This is a genomic window from Staphylococcus sp. 510 (assembly GCF_057219715.1).
In genome coordinates, this window is record NZ_JBXVVK010000005.1 from 58,281 (window position 1) to 79,053 (window position 20,773).

The window sequence follows — 20,773 nt, forward strand, 5'->3', positions numbered from 1 at the left end:
AACATATATTTAGAATTAAAAGAACTATGCATTATATACAACGAGAATCAATTATCTTAGCGTTAAATATCTTCATATTTCGCAAATAACAACTAAAATTGATATAATAAAAATATTAGTATTGATCAAAGAAAGGACGTACGGATAGTGAATAAAAACGACATTTTAAAAGGTTTGCAAGAAATTATTCCAAACGACATTATTGAAGTAGATGAACCCCTAAAAAAATATACTTATACTGAAACTGGTGGTAAAGCAGATTTTTACTTATCACCTACTAAAAATGAAGAGGTACAAGCCATTGTAAAATATGCAAACCAACATAATATTCCTGTCACATATCTAGGAAACGGTTCGAATATTATTATCCGTGAAGGCGGTATTAGAGGTATCGTATTAAGCTTGTTATCACTTAAACATATCGAAGTATCAGATGATGCCATTATTGCTGGTAGTGGTGCGGCTATTATTGATGTCTCACGTGTTGCAAGAGATTATGCACTTACAGGATTAGAATTTGCATGTGGTATTCCTGGTTCAATCGGTGGCGCCGTTTTCATGAATGCAGGTGCTTATGGTGGCGAAGTTAAAGACTGTATTGATTATGCGTTATGCGTTAATGAAGATGGAGATTTAATTAAATTAACAACACAAGAATTAGAATTAGATTATAGAAATAGTATTGTACAGAAAAAACATCTCGTAGTGTTAGAGGCAGCTTTCACACTAGAACCAGGAAACTTAAAAGAAATACAAGCGAAAATGGATGATTTAACTGAACGTCGTGAATCAAAGCAACCACTTGAGTACCCTTCATGTGGTAGTGTTTTCCAAAGACCACCAGGTCACTTTGCTGGTAAATTAATCCAAGATTCTGATCTACAAGGCCATCGTATTGGCGGTGTAGAAGTTTCTACTAAACACGCTGGATTTATGGTCAATGTAGATAATGGTACTGCGACAGACTATGAAGATTTAATCCATTACGTGCAGCAAACAGTTAAAGATAAATTTGATGTAGAATTAAACACTGAAGTACGAATCATTGGCGAACATCCTGACACTGAATAAAGATAAATATCGGAGGTTTGTTTCAATGACTAAGGTCTATGGTTCAATGATTGATAATGAAACAAGATGTATACATTATCACTCTTTTTTAGATATTATTGCTATTAAATTCAAATGTTGTGATAAATACTATCCTTGTTATCAATGTCATAATGAACACGAAGCACACCCTATTCAACGTTGGAGTGAAGATGAATTCGACCAACAAACCATTATGTGTGGTGTTTGTAAACATCAGATGACAATTAACGATTACATGATGGTCGAATCTTGCCCCAGATGTCAATCCCACTTCAATCATAGATGTAAATTTCATTACCATCTATATTTTGAAATTTAATATATAAAGCAAAAGCGCTAAAAGCATATTATTTAATGCCTTTAGCGCTTTCTTATATTATTTTACTACTTTTTCTAATTCATCAATTTGTTTCATTGTTGTAGTTGTTGAACCAGATGAGAAATACCAAAGTTTAGGGTCAAGTTCATAAATTTTATGTTCTTTTACAGCTTTAACATTTTTTAATACTTTATTGTTTAATGTCTTCTTAGCTGTTGCATTATTTGCTACAACCTGTCCTCTATCCATAGCTAAAATCACATCAGGATTATTTTTGTTAATATATTCATTATTAACATTTTGACCATGCGGACCTTTACTTACATCTTTATCAACTGGTTTAAAGCCTAGTGTATCAAATACCAATCCACCAAATCGTGAACCTGGGCCGAATGTAGATAACTCACCTTCATTTACTAATAAGTACATCACTTTCTTATCAAATTTAGATGTTTTGTTTTTCATTGTATCTACTTTTTTATCTAATTGTTTAGTTAAATCTTTCGCTTTATCTTCCTTGTCGTAGATTTTACCTAATTTTTCAGTGTTATCCTTCACAGAGTTGATAACATCTTTATTATCCGCACCCATATATACAATTTTTGCTTTTGGTGCAGCTTTTTTAAATTCATCTAAATTTTTCTGATTAGCTGTTCTACCTGAAATAAAAATCACTTCTGGTTTGGCTTTAGCTACTTTATCGAAATTAACTTGTTTTAAGTTACCAGAGTTTATATATTTATCTGATTTAAAATCTTCTAAGAAATCTGGTAGAGATTTTCCGCCTTCACCTTTTGGTAATGCTTTAACTTTACTTGAAAGTCCCATTTCTTTCATATCATTTAATACACCATAATCTAAAACGACAGCATTTTTGGGGTTTTTAGGAACTTCGACCGTCTCTTTAACCTTCTTAGCATCACTGCCATCTTTTTCCTTTCCTTGTGCTTCATAGTTATTTTCTATTTTAACAGTATCTTTCGAATCACTTTTCTTCGATTTCGAATTTGATTGACTATTATTAGATTGATTACCACATGCTGCTAATATAAATACTAAAGATATTATTAAGACTAAAATTGATTTTTTCATTATGTAGTAACTCCTTTTGTAATTTTTCACGATTGGCTGAGTAACATGTTCTTCTTTATTAATTATTTACTCACTATAAGCATCACTCCCTTAGTGGTTTAAATGTTCACTTTATGAAAGAATTTGTTCATCGTAATACAGACATATGCGTTGTCCATTAACCCATTCTACTTTGACATCCATTTCATATAATTCTCTTAATACCTCAGTTTGTAAAACGTCTTCATTTTTTCCAGCACGTACTAATTCACCATGTTTTAATGCAATAATATGATCTGAATAACATGACGCAAAATTAATATCATGTAATACAATAACGATTGTTTTATCTAATTGCTGTGCTAATGTACGCAATGTCTGCATAATTTGAACGGAATGTTTCATGTCTAAATTATTTAATGGCTCATCTAACAGAATGTACTCAGTATTTTGTGCAATTGTCATAGCGATATATGCTCTCTGACGCTGACCACCGGACAAAGTTTTAATATTCCTATCTTTAATGTCGTTTAACTGTAATAAATCTAAGGCATATTTAACTTGCTCTTTATCTTCTTTTTTAAGATGACCTTTACAATAAGGAAATCTGCCAAAATTCACTAATTGCTCTACAGTAATATTCATATCTGTGTGATTAGTTTGTTTTAGTATTGAAATTTTCTGAGCAAGTTCATCCGTCCTATAAAGCGACATTTCTTTATCTTCAATTTTGACTGTGCCACTATCGATACTCATTAATTTTGTAATTGCAGATAGCAAAGTACTTTTTCCTGCACCATTAGGCCCTATCAAAGAGGTAATCTTCCCCTTTTCGATATTGACATTGATATCTTTTAATATGGACTTCTTTTGAATTGATTTATTTAAATTTTGAATTTGGATCAATTTGCATTTCTCCCTTTAACTAATAAGTAAATAAAGTAACTTCCACCTATGAGGTCAATGATGATACTTACTTCTGTAGTAGCTTCGAAAAGATGTTCAACAACCCATTGAGCAATAAATAAACATATCCAACTGAAACATATTGTAGCGGGTAAAATATATTTATGTTCATAAGTTTTCATAAATTCATGAGCTAAATTGACAGTAAGTAATCCTAAAAATGTAATCGGCCCAACTAATGCCGTTGAAATAGATACTAAAATAGCGACAAGAATAAGCATTAATCTTGTTACATTTTCATAATTAACACCTAAATTGATAGCTTGTGCTTTTCCTAGTAATAACACATCTAAATAGGGTATCAGCACTATAGTTATACCTATTAAAATGATTAATAAAATAGCTGAAAATCCGACAAGTTTAGAATTAGAAGCATCAAAGTTAGCAAACATGGTATTTTGAACCGCTAAAAATGACTCTGGATCCATAATTAATTGGATAAAACCAGTAATACTTCTAAAAAATGTGCCTAATATTACACCAATCAATAAAATGAAATAGACCGAAAAATGACCTACTTTAAATAAAACTTGAAACAGAATTAAAGCAAATAACACCATTGTCACTAACGTAATTAAAAAATTGATATACACGTTATTAACGATTGTCGATTGAGTACCTAATAAAAAAACAGGTAATATTTTGACGAATAAATAGACTGAATCTAAACCAATAATAGAAGGTGTTAGTAAGCGATTTGTTGTTATCGCTTGAAAAATGACAACTGACGTGCCAATAGCGCCACCTACTAATATAATTAAGATAAATTTTCTTAAACGACTTTGAATTTGATAATCAAATATTTCGAAATCAATACCTAAAATTAAGTATAAAGTCGCTATAATTATTGTGATTACCCCTAATAAAAAAAGCTTTTTATTAAGATTAGTTAGCATAATTCTCCCTACCTTTCATCAATAAGATAAGGAATATAATCGTTCCAAAAACACCAATAGTTAGACCTATGTTAATTTCATAAGGATAAACAATTAAGCGTCCTACAATATCTGAAATAAGCACAAATATAGAACCTAACATCATCGTATGAGGTAAGGCATGTTTTAAATGGTCCCCTCGATATATTGAAATAATATTAGGAACAATGAGTCCGAGAAATGGTAATGTTCCAACAGTAACGACTACAAGTGCAGTGATTGTTGCAGTTATAAACAATGCGATATTAATGATTTTTTCATAATTCACACCTAAGTTATGGCTAAAATCTTTGCCCATACCAGCAATCGTAAAATGATTTGCAAATATATATGTAATTAATAAGAACGGTATACTTAGATATAGAACTTCATAACGACCACTTGTAATAATAGCAAAATTTCCATTTAGCCAATTTCCAATACTTTGTACTGCATTAGTTCTCAATGCGATAAATGTAGTAAAACTTGAAACAATACCTCCAAGCATAATACCTAATAACGGTATAAAGATGACATCTTTCACTCTAATCAGTTGTACTAATTTCACGAAGAAATAAGTACCACCGACGCTACAAATAACTGCAAATATTAATTTAATAAGTATGTGACCTTTAGGGAATAAAATAAGTGATAAAAGAATACCCAACTTAGCCCACTCCATTGTGCCAGCTGTTGTTGGACTCACAAATTTATTTTGCATCATTTGTTGCATGATTAAACCTGCTATTGCCAACGTACTACCTGATATGAGAATACTAACTGTTCGAGGAATACGACTCGATAAAATGATATTTAATTGATCATCGGTAAGGTGGAAAATATCGGAGATTGATATTTGGCTAACACCGATAAATAGAGAGAGAATCGTAAGCACGACGAGAAAGATGAGTAAAACATATCCCTTTAATAAAAACTTCATAACACTTTCTCCTTGAATAGTTATCCTTGGTAACGATTGTACGATAATGATAATCGTTATCAATTAAAATGTTACAGAATTTCCTTGTCATTTTCAATAGGTTATCTATAAATATTGTTATAAATTAACTTATTTTTATGTTTTTAGTTCATTGCACATAAAAAAAGCTCTAATTTTACTTTCATTGTGCGTACACAAGTATAGTAAAATTAGAGCTAAATCTATTTTATTTTTCATCATCAAATATGAAATCTTCATCTCGTAATGCTTCAACATTTAAAGCTAGTGTATAACCATCACCTTTTACAGAGAAGAAATCATGGTTTTTAGTTGTTGTATCTAAAGCATTTTCAATAATTGGATTGAATTCACGTTCTTCAAAATATGGTTCGAATCCAAGATTTGATAATGCTTTATTTCCGTTGTATTTAACGTAATTAAGCACATCTTCAGCTAAGCCAATATCATCATATAGAAGATGCGTATATGATACTTCATTATCATAAAGTTCTTTTAACAATTTGTACATTTCTTGATCTGCACGTTGTTTTTCACTTTCAGAAAGCTCATTTCTTAAACTTTGTGCATCTAGACCTGTAAACACACCATGTATCGATTCATCTAATAAGATTTTACGAATAATTTCACCAGATGTTGTCATTTTACCTTGACCAGCTAGATAAAGCGGATAATAGAATCCAGAGTAGAATAAGAATGTTTCTAAGAAAACACTTGATACTCTAGCAATATATTGGTCAAAAATTGAGGCTTCTTTCCCCCACAATTTATGGTAGTTTTCGATGATTTTGTCTGATTTGTATTTTAAATGTGGCTCTTCAATTACCCAAGTATCTAATAAATAGTTCGTTTCACTAGATGGTAATAATGTAGTGAAAATATGAGAATAACTTTTAGCATGAATTTGTTCCATCATTGCCATAAACGAATAAACGGCTTTTTTTCTTAAATCAGTTGTGTGAAGCATGATTAATGGCATTCCATCATCTGCTTGATGCGTGTCTAACCCTGTTAAACCAGCTAATGCCTTTTTAAATGTATTTTTTTCGGCTTCAGATAATGTTTTCCAACTTGCAATATCTTTTGATACTTTAAATTCTGTTTCTACCCACATTTGAGAGATATTTTGACGCCAAAACATATTTGTCATATCTTCTTGGGTATTCCAATTGACGGCCTTCATGAATAATAATCCTCCTATCCTTTAATTAAGATGATAGATAGCCATAGATAATCAATTAAACTACCAAAATCCTTATTAAGGTTATGTATTTCAAGGTTAGAACATCTACGTTGCATACTTTGAGAAATACTAAATATGCTCTCTAAAGTCAACGTGTAGTCCCAACCTTTTTAAATCTTAATATTCTATAATCCACTTCAATAATAATACTTACTATTTAATGTATCACGTTTATTTATCGTATTAAATTGCACAACTTGTACATTCTTCTACACTTAATAATTTATTACGTGTGTAATATAAAGATTTTAAACCTTTATGATGTGCATATACATATAATCGAGAAAGTTCACGTGTAGAAATTTCTGAATTAACATATAAAATAGTTGAAATACCTTGATCAACATGTGTTTGAATAGTTGATACTAAATCAATTAATTTCATTTGATCTGTATTAAATGCTGATTTGTAATACCACATTGTTTCAGGTGATAAGAATGGCATTGGATAAAATGTTTCAGCATTACCATAAGTACGTCGCTCGATTTGATCAACGATAGGCATTACTGAGCTTGTTGCATTTTGCACATATGAAATACTTTGTGTTGGTGCAATTGCTAAGCGATAAGCATGATATAGACCGTATTGCTCTACATCTTTTTGTAATGCTTTCCAATCTTCTGCTGTAGGAATTTCAAAACCTTTGAATAATTCGCGTACTTTTTCAAATTGTGGTTCAAATTCTTGTGAAGTATAGAACTCGAAATATTTTCCATTTGCATAATCTGATTTATCAAAATCAAGATATTTTTCTCCACGTTCTTTTGCAATTTGCATTGAACGCTCAATTGAATAATAGTTCATCATCATGAAGAAGATGTTAGCGAAATCTTTAGCTTCTTCTGACTCATAACCAATTTTATTTTTAGCTAAGTAACCATGTAAGTTCATTACACCAAGTCCTACAGAATGTAACTCACTATTAGCTTTTTTAACGCCAGGTGCGTTTTGAATATTCGCTTCATCACTAACAACTGTTAATGCGTCCATACCAGTATGAACCGAATCTCTAAATTTTTGGGATTCCATGACATTCACAATATTTAATGAACCTAAGTTACATGAAATATCTCGTTTAATTTCATCTTCTGTACCATAATCATTAATAATAGATGTTTCTTGTAATTGGAAAATTTCAGTACATAAATTACTCATTTTAATTTGACCAATATCTGAATTAGCATGTACTTTATTCGCATTATCTTTGAACATCAAATATGGATAACCAGATTGTAATTGCGTTTGAGCAATTGTATTTAACATTTCACGTGCATCTTTTTTCTTTTTCTCTACGTTAGGGTTTGCAACCATGTCATCATAATATTTTTCTAAATCAATATCATCTAAAGTCACACCATACTCTTGTTTTACAGTGTGTGGCGCAAACATGTAGAAGTCTTTACCTTCTTTTGCTAGGTCGAAGAATTTAGAAGGCACGATTAAGCCTGTAGAGATAGTTGATAAACGTAAATCTTCATCTGCATTTACTTTTTTAGTATCTAAAAACTCTTCAACATCATAGTGGAAGATGTTTAAATATACAGCACCTGCGCCAGGTCTTTGACCTAATTGATCTGCATAACTAAATCCACCTTCGAGTGACTTAGCAACAGGTAATACACCTTTGGCTACACCTTTTATACCTTTAATTGCTTCACCACGTGCACGTAATTTAGATAAATTAATTGCAACGCCACCGCCAATTTTACTTAATTGTTTCGCGGTTGAATCAATAAAGTTGATAGAATTCAAGCTATCATCCACTTCTAATAAGAAGCAAGAAACTAATTCTCCACGTCTTGCTCTACCCGCATTTAAAAATGTAGGTGTTGCAGGTTGATAACGTTGTTCTACCATAGCTGAAATAAATTGTTTAGCTTGATCTTTGTCTCCATTAGCTAAGTACATTGAAACAATAGCAACGTGTTGATTATAATCTTCTAAATATTGTTGTTTATCATTCGTTTTAAGTGCATAGTCTTTGTAAAATTTACTTGCAGACATGTAACTAGCAAATTGGAAGTTAATTGACTTCGCATATTCTGTGATTTCTACTAAGTCTGAATCACTGTATTTTTCAAAAACATTGAAATAGAAGTTATTGTCTACAAGATAGTGTAAACGTTCAATTTCGCTATCGAAATAAATCGTTTTGTCGTGGATTTCTTCCAAATATACTTTGAGCGCTTCTTGGTCTTTTTCTAAATTAAAAAAACCATTATCTTTTCGTTTTGTAACTTCATTATTTAATTCAATGTGATTGTACTTCTTCTCGTCCATAGTTCTCATTAAAATTACCCACCTTGTTTTTAAATTCGATAACGTCTTTATTAGTGCCTTGCACTTCAAACTTCATTAACAACGGTACATTATAGTCTTCAGAAATAGAGCGCCCTGCTTTAGCAAAATTTTGACCCCAGTTTCTATTACCACTGGCAGCTACCGCTCTGAGATATGAATGATTAACATCTAGAAATGATTGTACTTGTTGAGGTACTTCGCCAAAGCCTATTGTTCCAGTAACTAAAATATATGGTTCATTAATAGGATCCGTACAATTTTCTGATGTAATTTCCATTACATTTTCGATTTCAGCACGTTTAATAAATCTGCGTACATTACCTGAAAATGAGAAATATACTACTTTCATTGGATCGCCTTCTTTCACCAATCTTTAAACAATTAAAAAAGAAGTTCTCCTATCATGACAGGAAAGCTTCCTACAAAATATAGTGTTGTAGAATGAAATGAGTCACTAAAAGAAAAGTTTATAAAAACTATATGACCTTATCTTGATATTAGATTTTATTTTGAACCACAAGATATTGTGGTTGATTAGAAATGTAGATCTATATAGTATAAGTAAACATTTTGTGCGGAAACACTGTAAACGAGAGATTATTCTATAATTACTAGTGTCATTTTGCATTTAAATTAAGATTATTCCATTTATTAGTATCAGCTACAGACACAATATATTGTGTCTGTTTATCAATATCGATACTATATTCTGTGTTTCATTATACATAATACCTAAACTTATTTAAAGTTAAAGTTTTATGTCAAATGTTCGTCTTTTCTTCTGAACATGCACCACTACACCTTTAGTCTTACACAAATAAAAATAAAAAAATTTTTCAGTTAAAATTACTTGCTTTTTATAAAAAATTATACATTAAGCTTAAGGTCTTGATTCTAGCTCAACCCTGTCAAAATAAAGGATACAATCAATGAAGAATCAAAATTAAACTGCAATCGTTTTCAGTTATATGCAATCATTTTAATTCTCACAAATGTTTTGAAACTAGATTATGACTCTTCCTTAACAGAACGTACGTTCGTATTATGATTATATATTTCACCCACTGTTTTTTCAAGTCTTTTATGCATATCGACATCATTTATGCTACTATAATAACGTTAAACTTTTATGAATGAGGCGATAGTATTGAATCCTAAAATCAAAGGTATAATTGCAATACTAATATCTGCGATAGGCTTTAGTTTTATGTCTGTCTTCTTCAGATTATCAGGCGATTTACCTGTATTTCAAAAGTCTCTAGCAAGAAATTTAGTTGCAATGTTCATACCATTATTCTTCATATTTAAATATAAACAACCAATGTTTGGTAAATTAAGTAGCCAACCATTACTTATCTCAAGGTCAACACTCGGTTTAATAGGTGTATTGCTTAATATATATGCACTTGATCACATGGTATTGAGTGACGCTGATACATTAATGAAGTTAAACCCCTTCTGGACTATATTATTATGTTTTATCTTTTTACATGAAAAAGTACGAAAATATCAAATTTCAGCAATGATCGTTGCAATACTCGGTATGTTACTTATTGTAAAACCAGAATTTTCTTCTTCGTTTATACCAGCATTAATTGGACTACTTTCAGGTATATTTGCTGCATCAGCATATACTTGTGTCCGTGCTTTAAGTACTAGAGAAGCACCCTACACCATTGTATTTTATTTTTCACTATTCTCAGTAATTGTACTTATCCCATTTTCAATTTTTACATTTGAACCAATGAGTAAATTACAATTATTATATTTATTCGGCGCAGGTTTATCAGCTGCAGTGGGCCAAATTGGAATCACATTAGCCTATAGTTTCGCAGCAGCAAAAGATATATCTATTTTCACTTATGCTTCAATTATATTTACAGCAATATTCGGCTTCATATTATTTGGTGAAACACCTGATTTATTATCAACAATCGGATATGTTGTCATTATAAGTGCAAGTTACTATATGTTCGAAAAAGCACGTCGCGAATCAAATCAACAACAACAACATTAATCATATGATAAGGAGTGATTCATTTGGCACAAGGACGTCAAAATGATGAATTACAAGATATAACATTACTAGGAAACCAAAATAACACATATAACTTTGATTACAGACCAGATGTTTTAGAAACATTTGATAATAAACACCAAGGTAGAGATTACTTTGTAAAGTTTAATTGTCCAGAATTCACATCACTATGCCCTATTACAGGACAACCAGATTTCGCAACAATATACATTTCATACATTCCTAACATTAAAATGGTTGAATCTAAATCTTTAAAATTATACTTATTTAGCTTTAGAAACCATGGTGACTTCCATGAGGATTGTATGAATATCATTATGAATGATTTAATTGAATTAATGGATCCTCATTACATTGAAGTATGGGGTAAATTCACTCCACGTGGTGGTATTTCCATCGATCCATATACAAATTATGGTCGCCCTAATTCAAAATATGAAAAAATGGCAGAACATAGAATGATGAATCATGATATGTATCCTGAAAATGTAGACAATCGCTAATCTTTTAGCGAATATTAAAAATTAACTTTAGTACATTGAAAACATCTTACAAAGATAATTTCAAATTGTACTAAAGTTTTTTTATTTAATTTTCAAAAAACTCTTGCACTTTATTAAGTTAAAGCGTATTTTTATATATATTAGTACTATAGTTTATTAAATTAATGAGTCTCAATTTTATATGAACATTTCATATAATTAATTCGAAGGAATTGACAGAATTTTCTTATTTATAATTTTTAGAATATTATTGCAACTTTTTAATTTCAATAGTACAATTTTTAAAAACCAATATAACGTTAGTGTTAAGGGAACAGAAAGGTTGGGATGATTATATGAAAGCAAATAATTCCCATGAACAAGCAGTTCAAGAAATACCACAAACAGGGTTTTTTGGACATCCAAGAGGTTTAGGTGTTTTATTCTTCGTAGAATTTTGGGAGAGATTTAGTTATTACGGCATGCGTGCGATGTTACTATTCTATATGTACTACGCTATTGCAGATCATGGATTAGGCATCGATAAAACAACGGCAATGTCAATCATGTCAGTATATGGAGCATTAATATACATGTCATGTATTCCAGGTGGTTGGATTGCTGACCGAATTACAGGTACAAGAGGTGCCACATTAATTGGGGCCGTTCTCATCATTATTGGACATATTTGTCTAAGTTTACCATTCGCAATGGTAGGTTTATTTGCGTCAATGTTCTTTATTATTATCGGATCTGGGATGATGAAACCCAATATATCTAATATTGTTGGTAGATTATATACTAAAGATGATACACGAATGGATGCAGGTTTCGTTATCTTCTACATGTCAGTTAACTTTGGTGCATTAATTTCACCTATCATTCTGCAACAATTCTTAAATGTCAAAAACTTCCATGGCGGATTCTTAATTGCAGCTATTGGTATGGCATTAGGCTTAGTTTGGTACGTATTATTCAACCGTAAAAATTTAGGTCGTGTTGGTATGACACCAACAAACCCACTATCACCTGCTGAGAAGAAAAAATATGGGGCAATTATTAGTGGTATTGTAGCAATTATTATTGTTGTACTCATCGTTACATACTTAACGAATACATTATCTTTCAACTTAGTAAGTAATACTGTTTTAGTACTTGGTATCGTATTACCAATTTCATACTTTACAATAATGATTAGAAGTAAAGATGTTACAGATGTAGAACGTTCAAGAGTTAAAGCCTTTATTCCATTATTTATTCTGGGAATGGTGTTCTGGGCAATTCAAGAACAAGGTTCTAACGTACTTAACATTTATGGTATTGAACATTCAGATATGAAATTAAACTTATTAGGATGGAAAACCAACTTCGGTGAAACGATTTTCCAATCTATTAACCCACTTTTCATCTTATTATTTGCACCTGTTGTTTCATTAATTTGGCAAAAATTAGGTAAACGCCAACCAAGTTTACCTATCAAATTTGTGATTGGTGCTGGTTTGGCTGGTATCTCTTATATCTTAATAGGATTAATCGGTACCATTTATGGAAGTGCTCATTTCTCAGTTAACTGGGTTATCCTTTCATACATCATTTGTGTTGTAGGTGAATTGTGTTTATCACCTACTGGTAACAGTGCTGCAGTTAAATTAGCACCAAAAGCATTCAATGCTCAAATGATGAGTTTATGGTTGTTAACTAATGCATCAGCTCAAGCATTTAACGGTACATTAGTTAAATTAATCGATCCTTTAGGTCAAACGAATTACTTTATTTTCTTAGGTACTACAGTCATCGTCATTACATTAGTCATTCTAGCCTTCTCACCAAAAATTGTGAAAGCAATGAGAGGCATTAGATAATAGATTAGAATACAAGCAGTAAGTCGAAATGATTCGGCTTACTGCTTTTTTAGTTTATAATAAAAATCACTATAAAATTTCATTGATTACCTATAAAAGTGGGTATTGAAATATATTAAACAAGAACTTAAGGAAAGTAGGTATAGACGATGACAAAAAAATATAATCATGGTGTGTTATTCTATCATGAACACAGTGGCTTAAAAGATATCTACCAAGGTCTAGGTGAAGTGACAAAGTCTCTAAGTTCTATGTGTAAACACTTTTCCATTCAATTAAGTGAGAATGAAGGGGATATCAAAGGCTATTGCGAATCTATTAAAAATGGACAGTATGGCAACGACATAGATGTGTTATTCATTTTAGGTGGCGATGGTACAGTGAATGAACTGATTAATGGCGTAATGGAGAATGACTTAGATTTACCTATTGGCATTATTCCCGGCGGCACATTCAATGACTTTACTAAAACATTAAACCTAAATCCAAATCATACATTAGCTAGTCAGCAATTATTATCATCACATATACAAACATATGATGTAATGAAAATTAATGATATGTATGCACTTAATTTCGTTGGATTAGGGTTAATTGTACAAAATGCTGAAAATGTACAAGATGGTTCTAAAGACATCTTTGGTAAATTAAGCTATATTGGTTCTACTGTTAAAACATTAATGGATCCTAGCAAGTTCGACTTCACATTAACGATTGATGGTGAAGAGAAAACAGGTAATACCTCAATGATATTAATTGCAAACGGACCTAATATTGGTGGCAGCAGAATTCCTTTAACAGATTTATCTCCACAGGATGGTCAATTGAACACCTTTATCTTTGATGATCAAAGTTTCAGCATTCTTAATGATATCTTTAAAAAGCGTGATAGCATGAATTGGAATGAAATCACACAAGGTATTGATCATGTCTCAGGTAAACAAATTAAGCTAACTACTGACCCTAATATGAAAATTGATATTGATGGTGAAATTGCTTTAGAGACACCTATAAATGTCGAAGTGTTACCTGATGCCATCAAATTACTCACCTTCCCTGATCAAAATAATAACCAATGATAACAATGCACTAACTCGCAAAAAATAGGAGCTTGACCACTCATCCATATGATCATCTTTGGATAAGGGCTAGCTCCTATTTTTATTTATCATTTAAAAATAATGCTTCTACATCTTTCCAACCATTTACACGCTTATAATCATGATGATTCATATTATGAACTGCAGTATACATAATAGATTCACCTTCGAAAATAGCAAGTTGACGTGGGTTATCATCAATTAAATAGTCCGCGTTAATAATATTTTTACGACCACAAAAAACAAAATGTTGTGGATCTAAAAATGGAAAATGTTCTAATAACCATTCATATTTATCATAAAATGATGTCGGAACATCCATTGCAGCTGTTGCTATATAAACATCATAATGTTCATTTAACTTTTCTACGACTTCTTGTGCGTTTGGCATAACCTTTAAATGTCTAAAGAATCCTGGCTCTCTAAGTATTTCAGTAACTAATCCGTCATGTTCTGGAATAACATGCTTTAATTTTTGTCCATTTAGTGATTCTACTGTGATTCCTAAATTAGCTCTTTCATTAACACCATCAATGATAGCGCCGAGTGTATCAGCGAGTACTTCATCCATATCTATAGCAATTTTCTTACGAGACATTAAATCTACTCCTCAAATGTAATGTATTCCTAAAGTATAGCAAAAGGACGATTCAGACAAAAGATATAACTCACCTAATATATTACTTTAAAATTTAAATTGTTGTAATACGTCAATCATCTTATCATTTTGTTCTGGGAATCCTACAGTAATTCTTACACCAGTAGGAAATGGTCGTGTAATACAGCCTACTTTTAAGAGTGCTTCATAAAGTGCTTTACTTTTATCTGTTTGTACAAATACAAAGTTAGTTTGACTTGGTAAGAAATGTTTACTTTGAGGTATTTGATAAAATTTTGCACGTTCCTCTGCATTTTTAGCAGTGATCTGTTTTAAGTAGTCTTGATCTTCTAATGCAGCTACTGCGGCATATTCAGATAATCGTGTAACATTGAATGGGGGTCTAATGATATTCCATTTTTCAATTGCTTCATTAGTGGCAACCACATAACCTACACGTAATCCTGCTAATCCATATGCTTTTGAAAAAGTTCTTAGTAAAAATGCATTATCAAATGTTTCCTGTAACTTTAAGGTATCAGGATAATCGTCTGCAGTAACAAATTCAAAGTATGCTTCATCAATGAGTACGGGCACATGGCTTGGTACACGTTCTAAAAATCCTTTAAGGTCATCATGATTAAAATATGTTCCAGTAGGGTTATTAGGATTACATAACCACACTAGAGAAGTATTGTCATCAACTTCATTTAAAATACCTTCTAAATCAAATCCACCATTCTTTAATGGAACTTGAATAACCTGAGCAGACTCAACAATAGCATTATGATAATACTGTCCGAATGTTGCTTCACTCGTTACGATTTTGTCCCCTGGCGTTAATACTGCTCTTGAAATCATTAAAATGACTTCATCTAAACCTGCACCAAATAAAATTCGAGATGCATCCACACCTAAATGTTGACTTATCGCCTCTCTAAGTAGTGGTGACCCTGTTTCAGGATAATAATATAACTCATCTAAATGGTTTGATATTGCTTCTTTAGCTTTAGGAGAAGGACCATATAAGTTCTCATTGGATGCTAATTTATATAACTCTTCCTCAATTCCATATGCTTCTTTAAGTGCTCTAGGTGATAAACCAGGTTGATATGCAGATAATTGTTCGAGTTGTTTTTTCATAATAATTGTTGCCCCCTCAAATTGACAGAAATTTCAAAAACTTAATATTAATTATAAACACTTACTATTACATAACTCAATCCATCTTCCAATCAAATGTGATATATAAAATATAAAGATTCAAAAAAGCCTCAATGAGAATGGAACAATTAAATATATTCCATAAGCATTAAGGCTATGTCTATCAAATTATTTTATTTTAATAGACCTTCTTTTTCTAAATAATCTTTAGCCACTTGATAAGGGTCTTGTTTCTTTACTGTCACTTTATAATTCATTTCTTGCATGTCTTCATCTGAAATCTTACCAGCTAACTTATTAAGTGGTTTCTTCACTTCTGGATGATCTTTGATGAATTTTTCTTTAAACATTGGTGCACCTTGATAAGGCGGAAATACATGCTTGTCATCCTTTAATACTACCATGTCATATTGCTTTAATTCCGCATCTGTAGAATATGCATCAATTAAATTAATATCTCCTTTTTCAACTGCAGTATAGCGAAGTTTAGGTTCCATGGTTTTGGCATTTGAAATATTTAGACCATAAGCCTTTTTAACAGCTTTAAATCCATCTGGTCGATCATTAAATTCCAATGTAAAACCTGGTTTCAATTTATCTTCTACTTTAGACAAGTCACCAATGGTTTTAATGTGGTTTTCCTTAGCAAAATCACGTTTAACTGCTAATGCATAAGTATTATTATATTTCATTGGCTTTAACATTGTCATTTTATATTTTTTCTCTAAACTTTGTTTTGCTTGTTGATATACTCTAGGTTCTTGTTTAGATTTTAAATCTTCTTTTGTTAATTCTCCTAAAACTGTACCTGTAAATTCTAAATAACCATCGATATCGTCAGATTTGAGTGCATTAAATAAGAAAGCAGTCTTACCCATTCCATCTTTGACTTCAACAGTATCATCGGTATCTTGCTCAATTAAAATTTTATACATATTTGTAATGACCGATGGTTCTGAACCTAATTTACCTGCTAGTGTAATTTTATCACCTTTTTGGGCAAATAATGGGACGATAATAGCAATCATAATAACTACTATCATTGTTCCTAATACAATTAATAACTTTTTGTACGATAATTTCTCCATAAATCTTAGTATAATATCAAATAATATGGCTAATAACGCTGCTGGAATCGCACCAATTAAAATTAATGATGCATCATTACGATCAATACCTAATAATATTAAATCTCCAAGGCCTCCTGCACCAATTAATGCTGCTAAAGTTGCAGTACCAATTATGAGCACCATAGCAGTTCTAATACCTGCCATAATCACAGGCATAGCTATAGGTAATTCTACTTTTGTTAAACGACGTATTGGTTTCATACCAATACCCTTTGCCGCTTCTATTAGTGATGGATCAACCTCTTTCACACCCGTATATGTATTACGTAATATTGGCAATAATGCATATACAACTAATGCAATGATGGCTGGCAAACGTCCTATACCAAATAATGGAATCATTAACCCAAGTAATGCTAATGAAGGAATGGTTTGCAATATTGCAGCAATATTCATGACAATTTCAGATGTTTTCTTCGTTTTAGTTAATAAAATACCGAGTGGTACTGCAATGATTGTTGCTATTAATAAAGCAATAAATGATATTTGTATATGTTCTATGATTGTTGAGAGTAACTGTCCCTTACGTTCTACTAGCGTTTGCCAAAATTCATGCATGGGTGTTATCCCCCTTTACGCCTGACAAATATTTAAATATATCTTCTCTTTTAATTAATGTTTTATGCTGTGAAGGTTCATCAATCATGACGATAGCATCGTGCTTGATGAATGTTTGATAAATATCATCTAAATATTGTTCATTACTGATTTCTGGATAATTTTCCTTAGCTGCATCCTCATCCAATTGACGTTCAATTTTCAAATCTTTCAACATCACTTTAGATTCAGATTGTTGCAAATGACTACCCATAAACTGTTTCACAAAATCACTTTGTGGCTGTTGCTGAAAACCTAAAGGTGTATCAATTTGTTCGACATGTCCTTCATTCAATAAGCAAATTCGATCTCCCAACTTCATCGCTTCTTGAATATCATGTGTCACAAATACAATGGTCTTTTGAATCTTTGTTTGTAACTCAATCAAATCATCTTGCAGCTTTTCTCTACTTATTGGGTCTAATGCACTAAATGGTTCATCCATAATAATGACAGGTGGGTCTGCAGCTAACGCACGTACTACACCAACTCGTTGTCGTTGTCCTCCAGATAATTCTTCTGGCAACCTATTTTTATATATCTCAGGATCCAGTCCAACCATCTCTAATAATTCATTCACTCTTAAATCAATATCTTTATCTTTCCATTTCTTCATTTGTGGCACTTGTGCTATATTTTCTTTAATCGTCATATGAGGAAATAGCGCGATTTGTTGTAGTACATACCCAATATCCCATCTCATTTCATAAACAGGATAGTCACTGATTGGCTTATCCTTAAAATAAATATATCCCTCACTTAATGGTATTAATCGATTTATCATTTTTAACGTTGTCGTTTTCCCACAACCTGAAGGTCCTATTAATACGAAAAACTCTCCTTCTTTGATATTAAAACTAACATCATCCACTGCAACGTGATTGCCATAGCGTTTCGTCACATTTTTAAATTCAATCACAATTTCACCTTCATTCACTCTAATCAAATAGACATTTTCATCTACTATACCCTGTTTTATATTCTAATTACAAATTAAATTAATTAAATCTTTGGATTTTTTATTTTCATACATAATCTTCTTTCAAAAGATGAAATGGATACCATTTTCAAAGTAAAAAACCCGATGTAACGCACATTCATCATGTGACATACATCGAGTTCATATTTCTTAATTATTTGCATGCGGCTATCATTTAAATACTTGTCTTATATGACTGTATTCTTTCAAGGAATTGTGGGCAATAATGTTTTAATTTATAACTCCCCACACCATCAATATTGATCATATCCTGTTTAGATTCTGGTTTTCGTTTAGCAAATTCTTCTAATGTGTAATCAGAGAAAATACTTACTGGTGCGATACCTAACTTATCACTTAATTGTTTTCTCACTTTAACCAATTCGCTAAATAAAGCCCTATCTACACCTTCTACGGTATTAATAAATACTTTTTCTTTTGATTTTTGTTTAAATGGCGTAGTAAATACTTTTGTATCATCATTTAACAATTTTTTCACTGACTTATCACATATAAGTATTTCATCATTTTCATTTAAAAAGCCTTTGAACCTTAGTTCATCAATTAAATGACTTAATTCAGATGTGGTATATGATTTCATAATACCGTGAGTAGTTAATTGATCGTAATCATTATATTTAATGTAATCTGTTGTTTCACCGCGTAACACTTGAATAATCACGCTATAACTTTCTTGTTGTCTCATTCTTGCAACACAGCTAATAATCATCTTAGCTTCTCTCGTCATATCATAAGTTTTATTCTCTTGAATACAATTACTACATTGTTTACATTCTTCTAATTTTTCATTTGGTTCAAAATAATGCACAATCGTTGCTTCAAGACACTTCTTTGTTTTGGTATATTGGAGCATTTTAGTTAGCTTTTCGCCCATTTTTTCTTTATAATCATCGTCTGCTTGAGATACTGATATAAAATATTCGTGAAGTCCTCTATCACGTTCACTGAATAATAAGATACACTCACTTTTCAGACCATCACGACCTACACGCCCAGCTTCTTGATAATATGATTCTAAATCACCCGGCATATTATAGTGTATAACAAATCTGACATTGGATTTATCTATTCCCATACCGAAGGCATTCGTCGCAATAACGACATTCACACGGTCGTATAGAAAATCGTTTTGAGCAGCTTCTCTTTCTTTATTGGTTAAGCCTGCATGATAAATCGTACATTTAACCTTATGACTTTCGAGTACCTCTTGTAGCTCTTCAACTTGTTTACGTGTCGAGCAATATATGATACCCGCTTCTTCATTATGTTCTGTGACATAGTCTACGACAAATTTTTGACGTTGATATGTTGGATTAACTTTAAATATTAAATTTCGACGCTTCGTACTGGTCTTCACTTCATCGTTGGCGTCAATATTTAACTTAGCCATAATATCTTGTTGTACTTCTGCTGTTGCTGTTGCTGTTAATGCCACAATTGCAAAATCTTGTGGAAGTGTGAAAACCTTTTGAATCACATTTTGATAACTTGGTCTGAAATCATGTCCCCATTTTGAAATACAATGTGCTTCATCAAATGCAACTAATCGTATATTTACTTTTCTTAATTGGCTTAAAAAATATTGATTTTCAAAACGTTCAGGTGCTACATATAAGAACTGAATATGACCACTAATTAAATCTTGCTCAATCTCTTTTTGTTGTTTCTGAGTTAAACTGCTATTTATATAAGCAGCATTAATCCCCATTGCTTTCAATTGGTCTACTTGGTCTTTCATTAAAGATATTAATGGACTAATAACTATTGTCGTTCCACCTAACATTAATCCAGGTACTTGATAACATATCGATTTACCGCCACCTGTAGGTAACACACCTAATACATTTCGATGGTCTATAATTTTTGAAATAATTTCTTCCTGACCTGGACGAAACGTATCGTAGCCAAAATAATGCGATAAAGTTTCTTGCATGATTA

18 protein-coding genes are annotated in these 20,773 nt (G+C 31.5%); 6 read left to right on the forward strand and 12 right to left on the reverse strand.

Annotated features, from left to right (window positions below; translation table 11 throughout):
* The first annotated feature begins 144 nt into the window (after nucleotides 1-144).
* Both murB and AC2D8K_RS05005 read left to right on the forward strand, forming a co-directional pair.
* Nucleotides 145-1,071: a UDP-N-acetylmuramate dehydrogenase gene (gene murB / locus AC2D8K_RS05000; protein ID WP_080548089.1), complete on the forward strand. Its 927-nt coding sequence runs from the start codon at nucleotides 145-147 to the stop codon at nucleotides 1,069-1,071.
* 25 nt (nucleotides 1,072-1,096) lie between these two features.
* A complete protein-coding gene (locus tag AC2D8K_RS05005) occupies nucleotides 1,097-1,411 on the forward strand; it encodes a CHY zinc finger protein (protein ID WP_037551980.1) in 315 nt (104 codons plus the stop codon).
* 57 nt (nucleotides 1,412-1,468) lie between these two features.
* Here AC2D8K_RS05005 and AC2D8K_RS05010 read toward each other — a convergent pair whose 3' ends face one another.
* From AC2D8K_RS05010 to nrdI, 7 genes are all read right to left on the reverse strand, one after another.
* Nucleotides 1,469-2,503, reverse strand: coding sequence for a ferrated catecholamine ABC transporter substrate-binding lipoprotein SstD (locus AC2D8K_RS05010; protein WP_002450935.1), 1,035 nt, complete (start codon nucleotides 2,501-2,503; stop codon nucleotides 1,469-1,471).
* A gap of 111 nt (nucleotides 2,504-2,614) precedes the next feature.
* Complete coding sequence (locus AC2D8K_RS05015) at nucleotides 2,615-3,388, reverse strand: iron ABC transporter ATP-binding protein (protein WP_002450936.1); 774 nt, start codon at nucleotides 3,386-3,388, stop codon at nucleotides 2,615-2,617.
* Nucleotides 3,385-4,344, reverse strand: a complete 960-nt coding sequence (locus tag AC2D8K_RS05020) for an iron chelate uptake ABC transporter family permease subunit (RefSeq protein WP_002450937.1) — start codon at nucleotides 4,342-4,344, stop codon at nucleotides 3,385-3,387. Before AC2D8K_RS05020 ends, AC2D8K_RS05015 begins: the two co-directional genes overlap by 4 nt.
* Complete coding sequence (locus tag AC2D8K_RS05025; RefSeq protein WP_002450938.1) at nucleotides 4,334-5,302, reverse strand: ABC transporter permease; 969 nt, start codon at nucleotides 5,300-5,302, stop codon at nucleotides 4,334-4,336. The genes AC2D8K_RS05020 and AC2D8K_RS05025 overlap by 11 nt, the downstream gene beginning before the upstream one ends.
* Nucleotides 5,303-5,528: 226 nt before the next feature.
* The gene (nrdF, locus tag AC2D8K_RS05030) at nucleotides 5,529-6,503 is read right to left on the reverse strand and encodes a class 1b ribonucleoside-diphosphate reductase subunit beta (RefSeq protein WP_002450939.1); all 975 of its coding nucleotides are present in this window, start codon (nucleotides 6,501-6,503) and stop codon (nucleotides 5,529-5,531) included.
* 243 nt (nucleotides 6,504-6,746) lie between these two features.
* Complete coding sequence (gene nrdE, locus AC2D8K_RS05035) at nucleotides 6,747-8,852, reverse strand: class 1b ribonucleoside-diphosphate reductase subunit alpha (RefSeq protein ID WP_002450940.1); 2,106 nt, start codon at nucleotides 8,850-8,852, stop codon at nucleotides 6,747-6,749.
* Entirely contained in the window at nucleotides 8,815-9,213 is a 399-nt protein-coding gene (gene nrdI / locus AC2D8K_RS05040; protein WP_002450941.1) for a class Ib ribonucleoside-diphosphate reductase assembly flavoprotein NrdI, read from the reverse strand. The genes nrdE and nrdI overlap by 38 nt, the downstream gene beginning before the upstream one ends.
* 798 nt (nucleotides 9,214-10,011) lie before the next feature.
* On the opposite strand from nrdI, the gene AC2D8K_RS05045 reads away from it, so the two are divergent.
* The 4 genes from AC2D8K_RS05045 (at nucleotide 10,012) to AC2D8K_RS05060 (ending at nucleotide 14,325) form a co-directional block, all read left to right on the forward strand.
* On the forward strand, nucleotides 10,012-10,881 hold the full coding sequence (locus AC2D8K_RS05045) for a DMT family transporter (RefSeq protein WP_002450942.1): 870 nt from the start codon (nucleotides 10,012-10,014) through the stop codon (nucleotides 10,879-10,881).
* A 23-nt stretch (nucleotides 10,882-10,904) separates the two neighbouring features.
* Entirely contained in the window at nucleotides 10,905-11,405 is a 501-nt protein-coding gene (gene queF / locus AC2D8K_RS05050; RefSeq protein WP_002450943.1) for a preQ(1) synthase, read from the forward strand.
* 335 nt (nucleotides 11,406-11,740) lie between these two features.
* Nucleotides 11,741-13,246 (forward strand): peptide MFS transporter, encoded by a 1,506-nt coding sequence (locus AC2D8K_RS05055; protein ID WP_002450944.1) that lies wholly within the window; start codon nucleotides 11,741-11,743, stop codon nucleotides 13,244-13,246.
* A gap of 149 nt (nucleotides 13,247-13,395) precedes the next feature.
* Nucleotides 13,396-14,325, forward strand: a complete 930-nt coding sequence (locus tag AC2D8K_RS05060; protein ID WP_075778905.1) for a diacylglycerol/lipid kinase family protein — start codon at nucleotides 13,396-13,398, stop codon at nucleotides 14,323-14,325.
* A gap of 82 nt (nucleotides 14,326-14,407) precedes the next feature.
* Here the strand turns inward: AC2D8K_RS05060 and AC2D8K_RS05065 are convergent, their stop codons facing one another.
* The 5 genes from AC2D8K_RS05065 to recQ form a co-directional block, all read right to left on the reverse strand.
* A complete protein-coding gene (locus AC2D8K_RS05065; protein WP_002450946.1) occupies nucleotides 14,408-14,944 on the reverse strand; it encodes a 5' nucleotidase, NT5C type in 537 nt (178 codons plus the stop codon).
* 87 nt (nucleotides 14,945-15,031) lie between these two features.
* Nucleotides 15,032-16,087: a histidinol-phosphate transaminase gene (gene hisC / locus AC2D8K_RS05070; RefSeq protein ID WP_002450947.1), complete on the reverse strand. Its 1,056-nt coding sequence runs from the start codon at nucleotides 16,085-16,087 to the stop codon at nucleotides 15,032-15,034.
* 194 nt (nucleotides 16,088-16,281) lie between these two features.
* Nucleotides 16,282-17,796, reverse strand: coding sequence for an ABC transporter permease/substrate-binding protein (locus tag AC2D8K_RS05075; protein WP_002450948.1), 1,515 nt, complete (start codon nucleotides 17,794-17,796; stop codon nucleotides 16,282-16,284).
* On the reverse strand, nucleotides 17,789-18,754 hold the full coding sequence (locus AC2D8K_RS05080; protein ID WP_037552026.1) for an ABC transporter ATP-binding protein: 966 nt from the start codon (nucleotides 18,752-18,754) through the stop codon (nucleotides 17,789-17,791). Before AC2D8K_RS05080 ends, AC2D8K_RS05075 begins: the two co-directional genes overlap by 8 nt.
* A gap of 235 nt (nucleotides 18,755-18,989) precedes the next feature.
* Complete coding sequence (gene recQ, locus AC2D8K_RS05085; protein ID WP_100066970.1) at nucleotides 18,990-20,771, reverse strand: DNA helicase RecQ; 1,782 nt, start codon at nucleotides 20,769-20,771, stop codon at nucleotides 18,990-18,992.
* Between the last annotated feature and the right edge of the window lie 2 nt (nucleotides 20,772-20,773).

What these genes read in the sequence shown, in the direction of transcription:
- AC2D8K_RS05060 (WP_075778905.1), top strand. Translation starts at nt 13,396, where the DNA reads ATGACAAAAAAATATAATCATGGTGTGTTATTCTATCATGAACACAGT.
- AC2D8K_RS05075 (WP_002450948.1), bottom strand. Translation starts at nt 17,796, where the DNA reads ATGCATGAATTTTGGCAAACGCTAGTAGAACGTAAGGGACAGTTACTC.
- AC2D8K_RS05005 (WP_037551980.1), top strand. Translation starts at nt 1,097, where the DNA reads ATGACTAAGGTCTATGGTTCAATGATTGATAATGAAACAAGATGTATA.
- AC2D8K_RS05065 (WP_002450946.1), bottom strand. Translation starts at nt 14,944, where the DNA reads ATGTCTCGTAAGAAAATTGCTATAGATATGGATGAAGTACTCGCTGAT.
- AC2D8K_RS05055 (WP_002450944.1), top strand. Translation starts at nt 11,741, where the DNA reads ATGAAAGCAAATAATTCCCATGAACAAGCAGTTCAAGAAATACCACAA.
- nrdE (WP_002450940.1), bottom strand. Translation starts at nt 8,852, where the DNA reads ATGAGAACTATGGACGAGAAGAAGTACAATCACATTGAATTAAATAAT.
- hisC (WP_002450947.1), bottom strand. Translation starts at nt 16,087, where the DNA reads ATGAAAAAACAACTCGAACAATTATCTGCATATCAACCTGGTTTATCA.
- AC2D8K_RS05025 (WP_002450938.1), bottom strand. Translation starts at nt 5,302, where the DNA reads ATGAAGTTTTTATTAAAGGGATATGTTTTACTCATCTTTCTCGTCGTG.
- nrdI (WP_002450941.1), bottom strand. Translation starts at nt 9,213, where the DNA reads ATGAAAGTAGTATATTTCTCATTTTCAGGTAATGTACGCAGATTTATT.
- AC2D8K_RS05020 (WP_002450937.1), bottom strand. Translation starts at nt 4,344, where the DNA reads ATGCTAACTAATCTTAATAAAAAGCTTTTTTTATTAGGGGTAATCACA.
- nrdF (WP_002450939.1), bottom strand. Translation starts at nt 6,503, where the DNA reads ATGAAGGCCGTCAATTGGAATACCCAAGAAGATATGACAAATATGTTT.
- AC2D8K_RS05010 (WP_002450935.1), bottom strand. Translation starts at nt 2,503, where the DNA reads ATGAAAAAATCAATTTTAGTCTTAATAATATCTTTAGTATTTATATTA.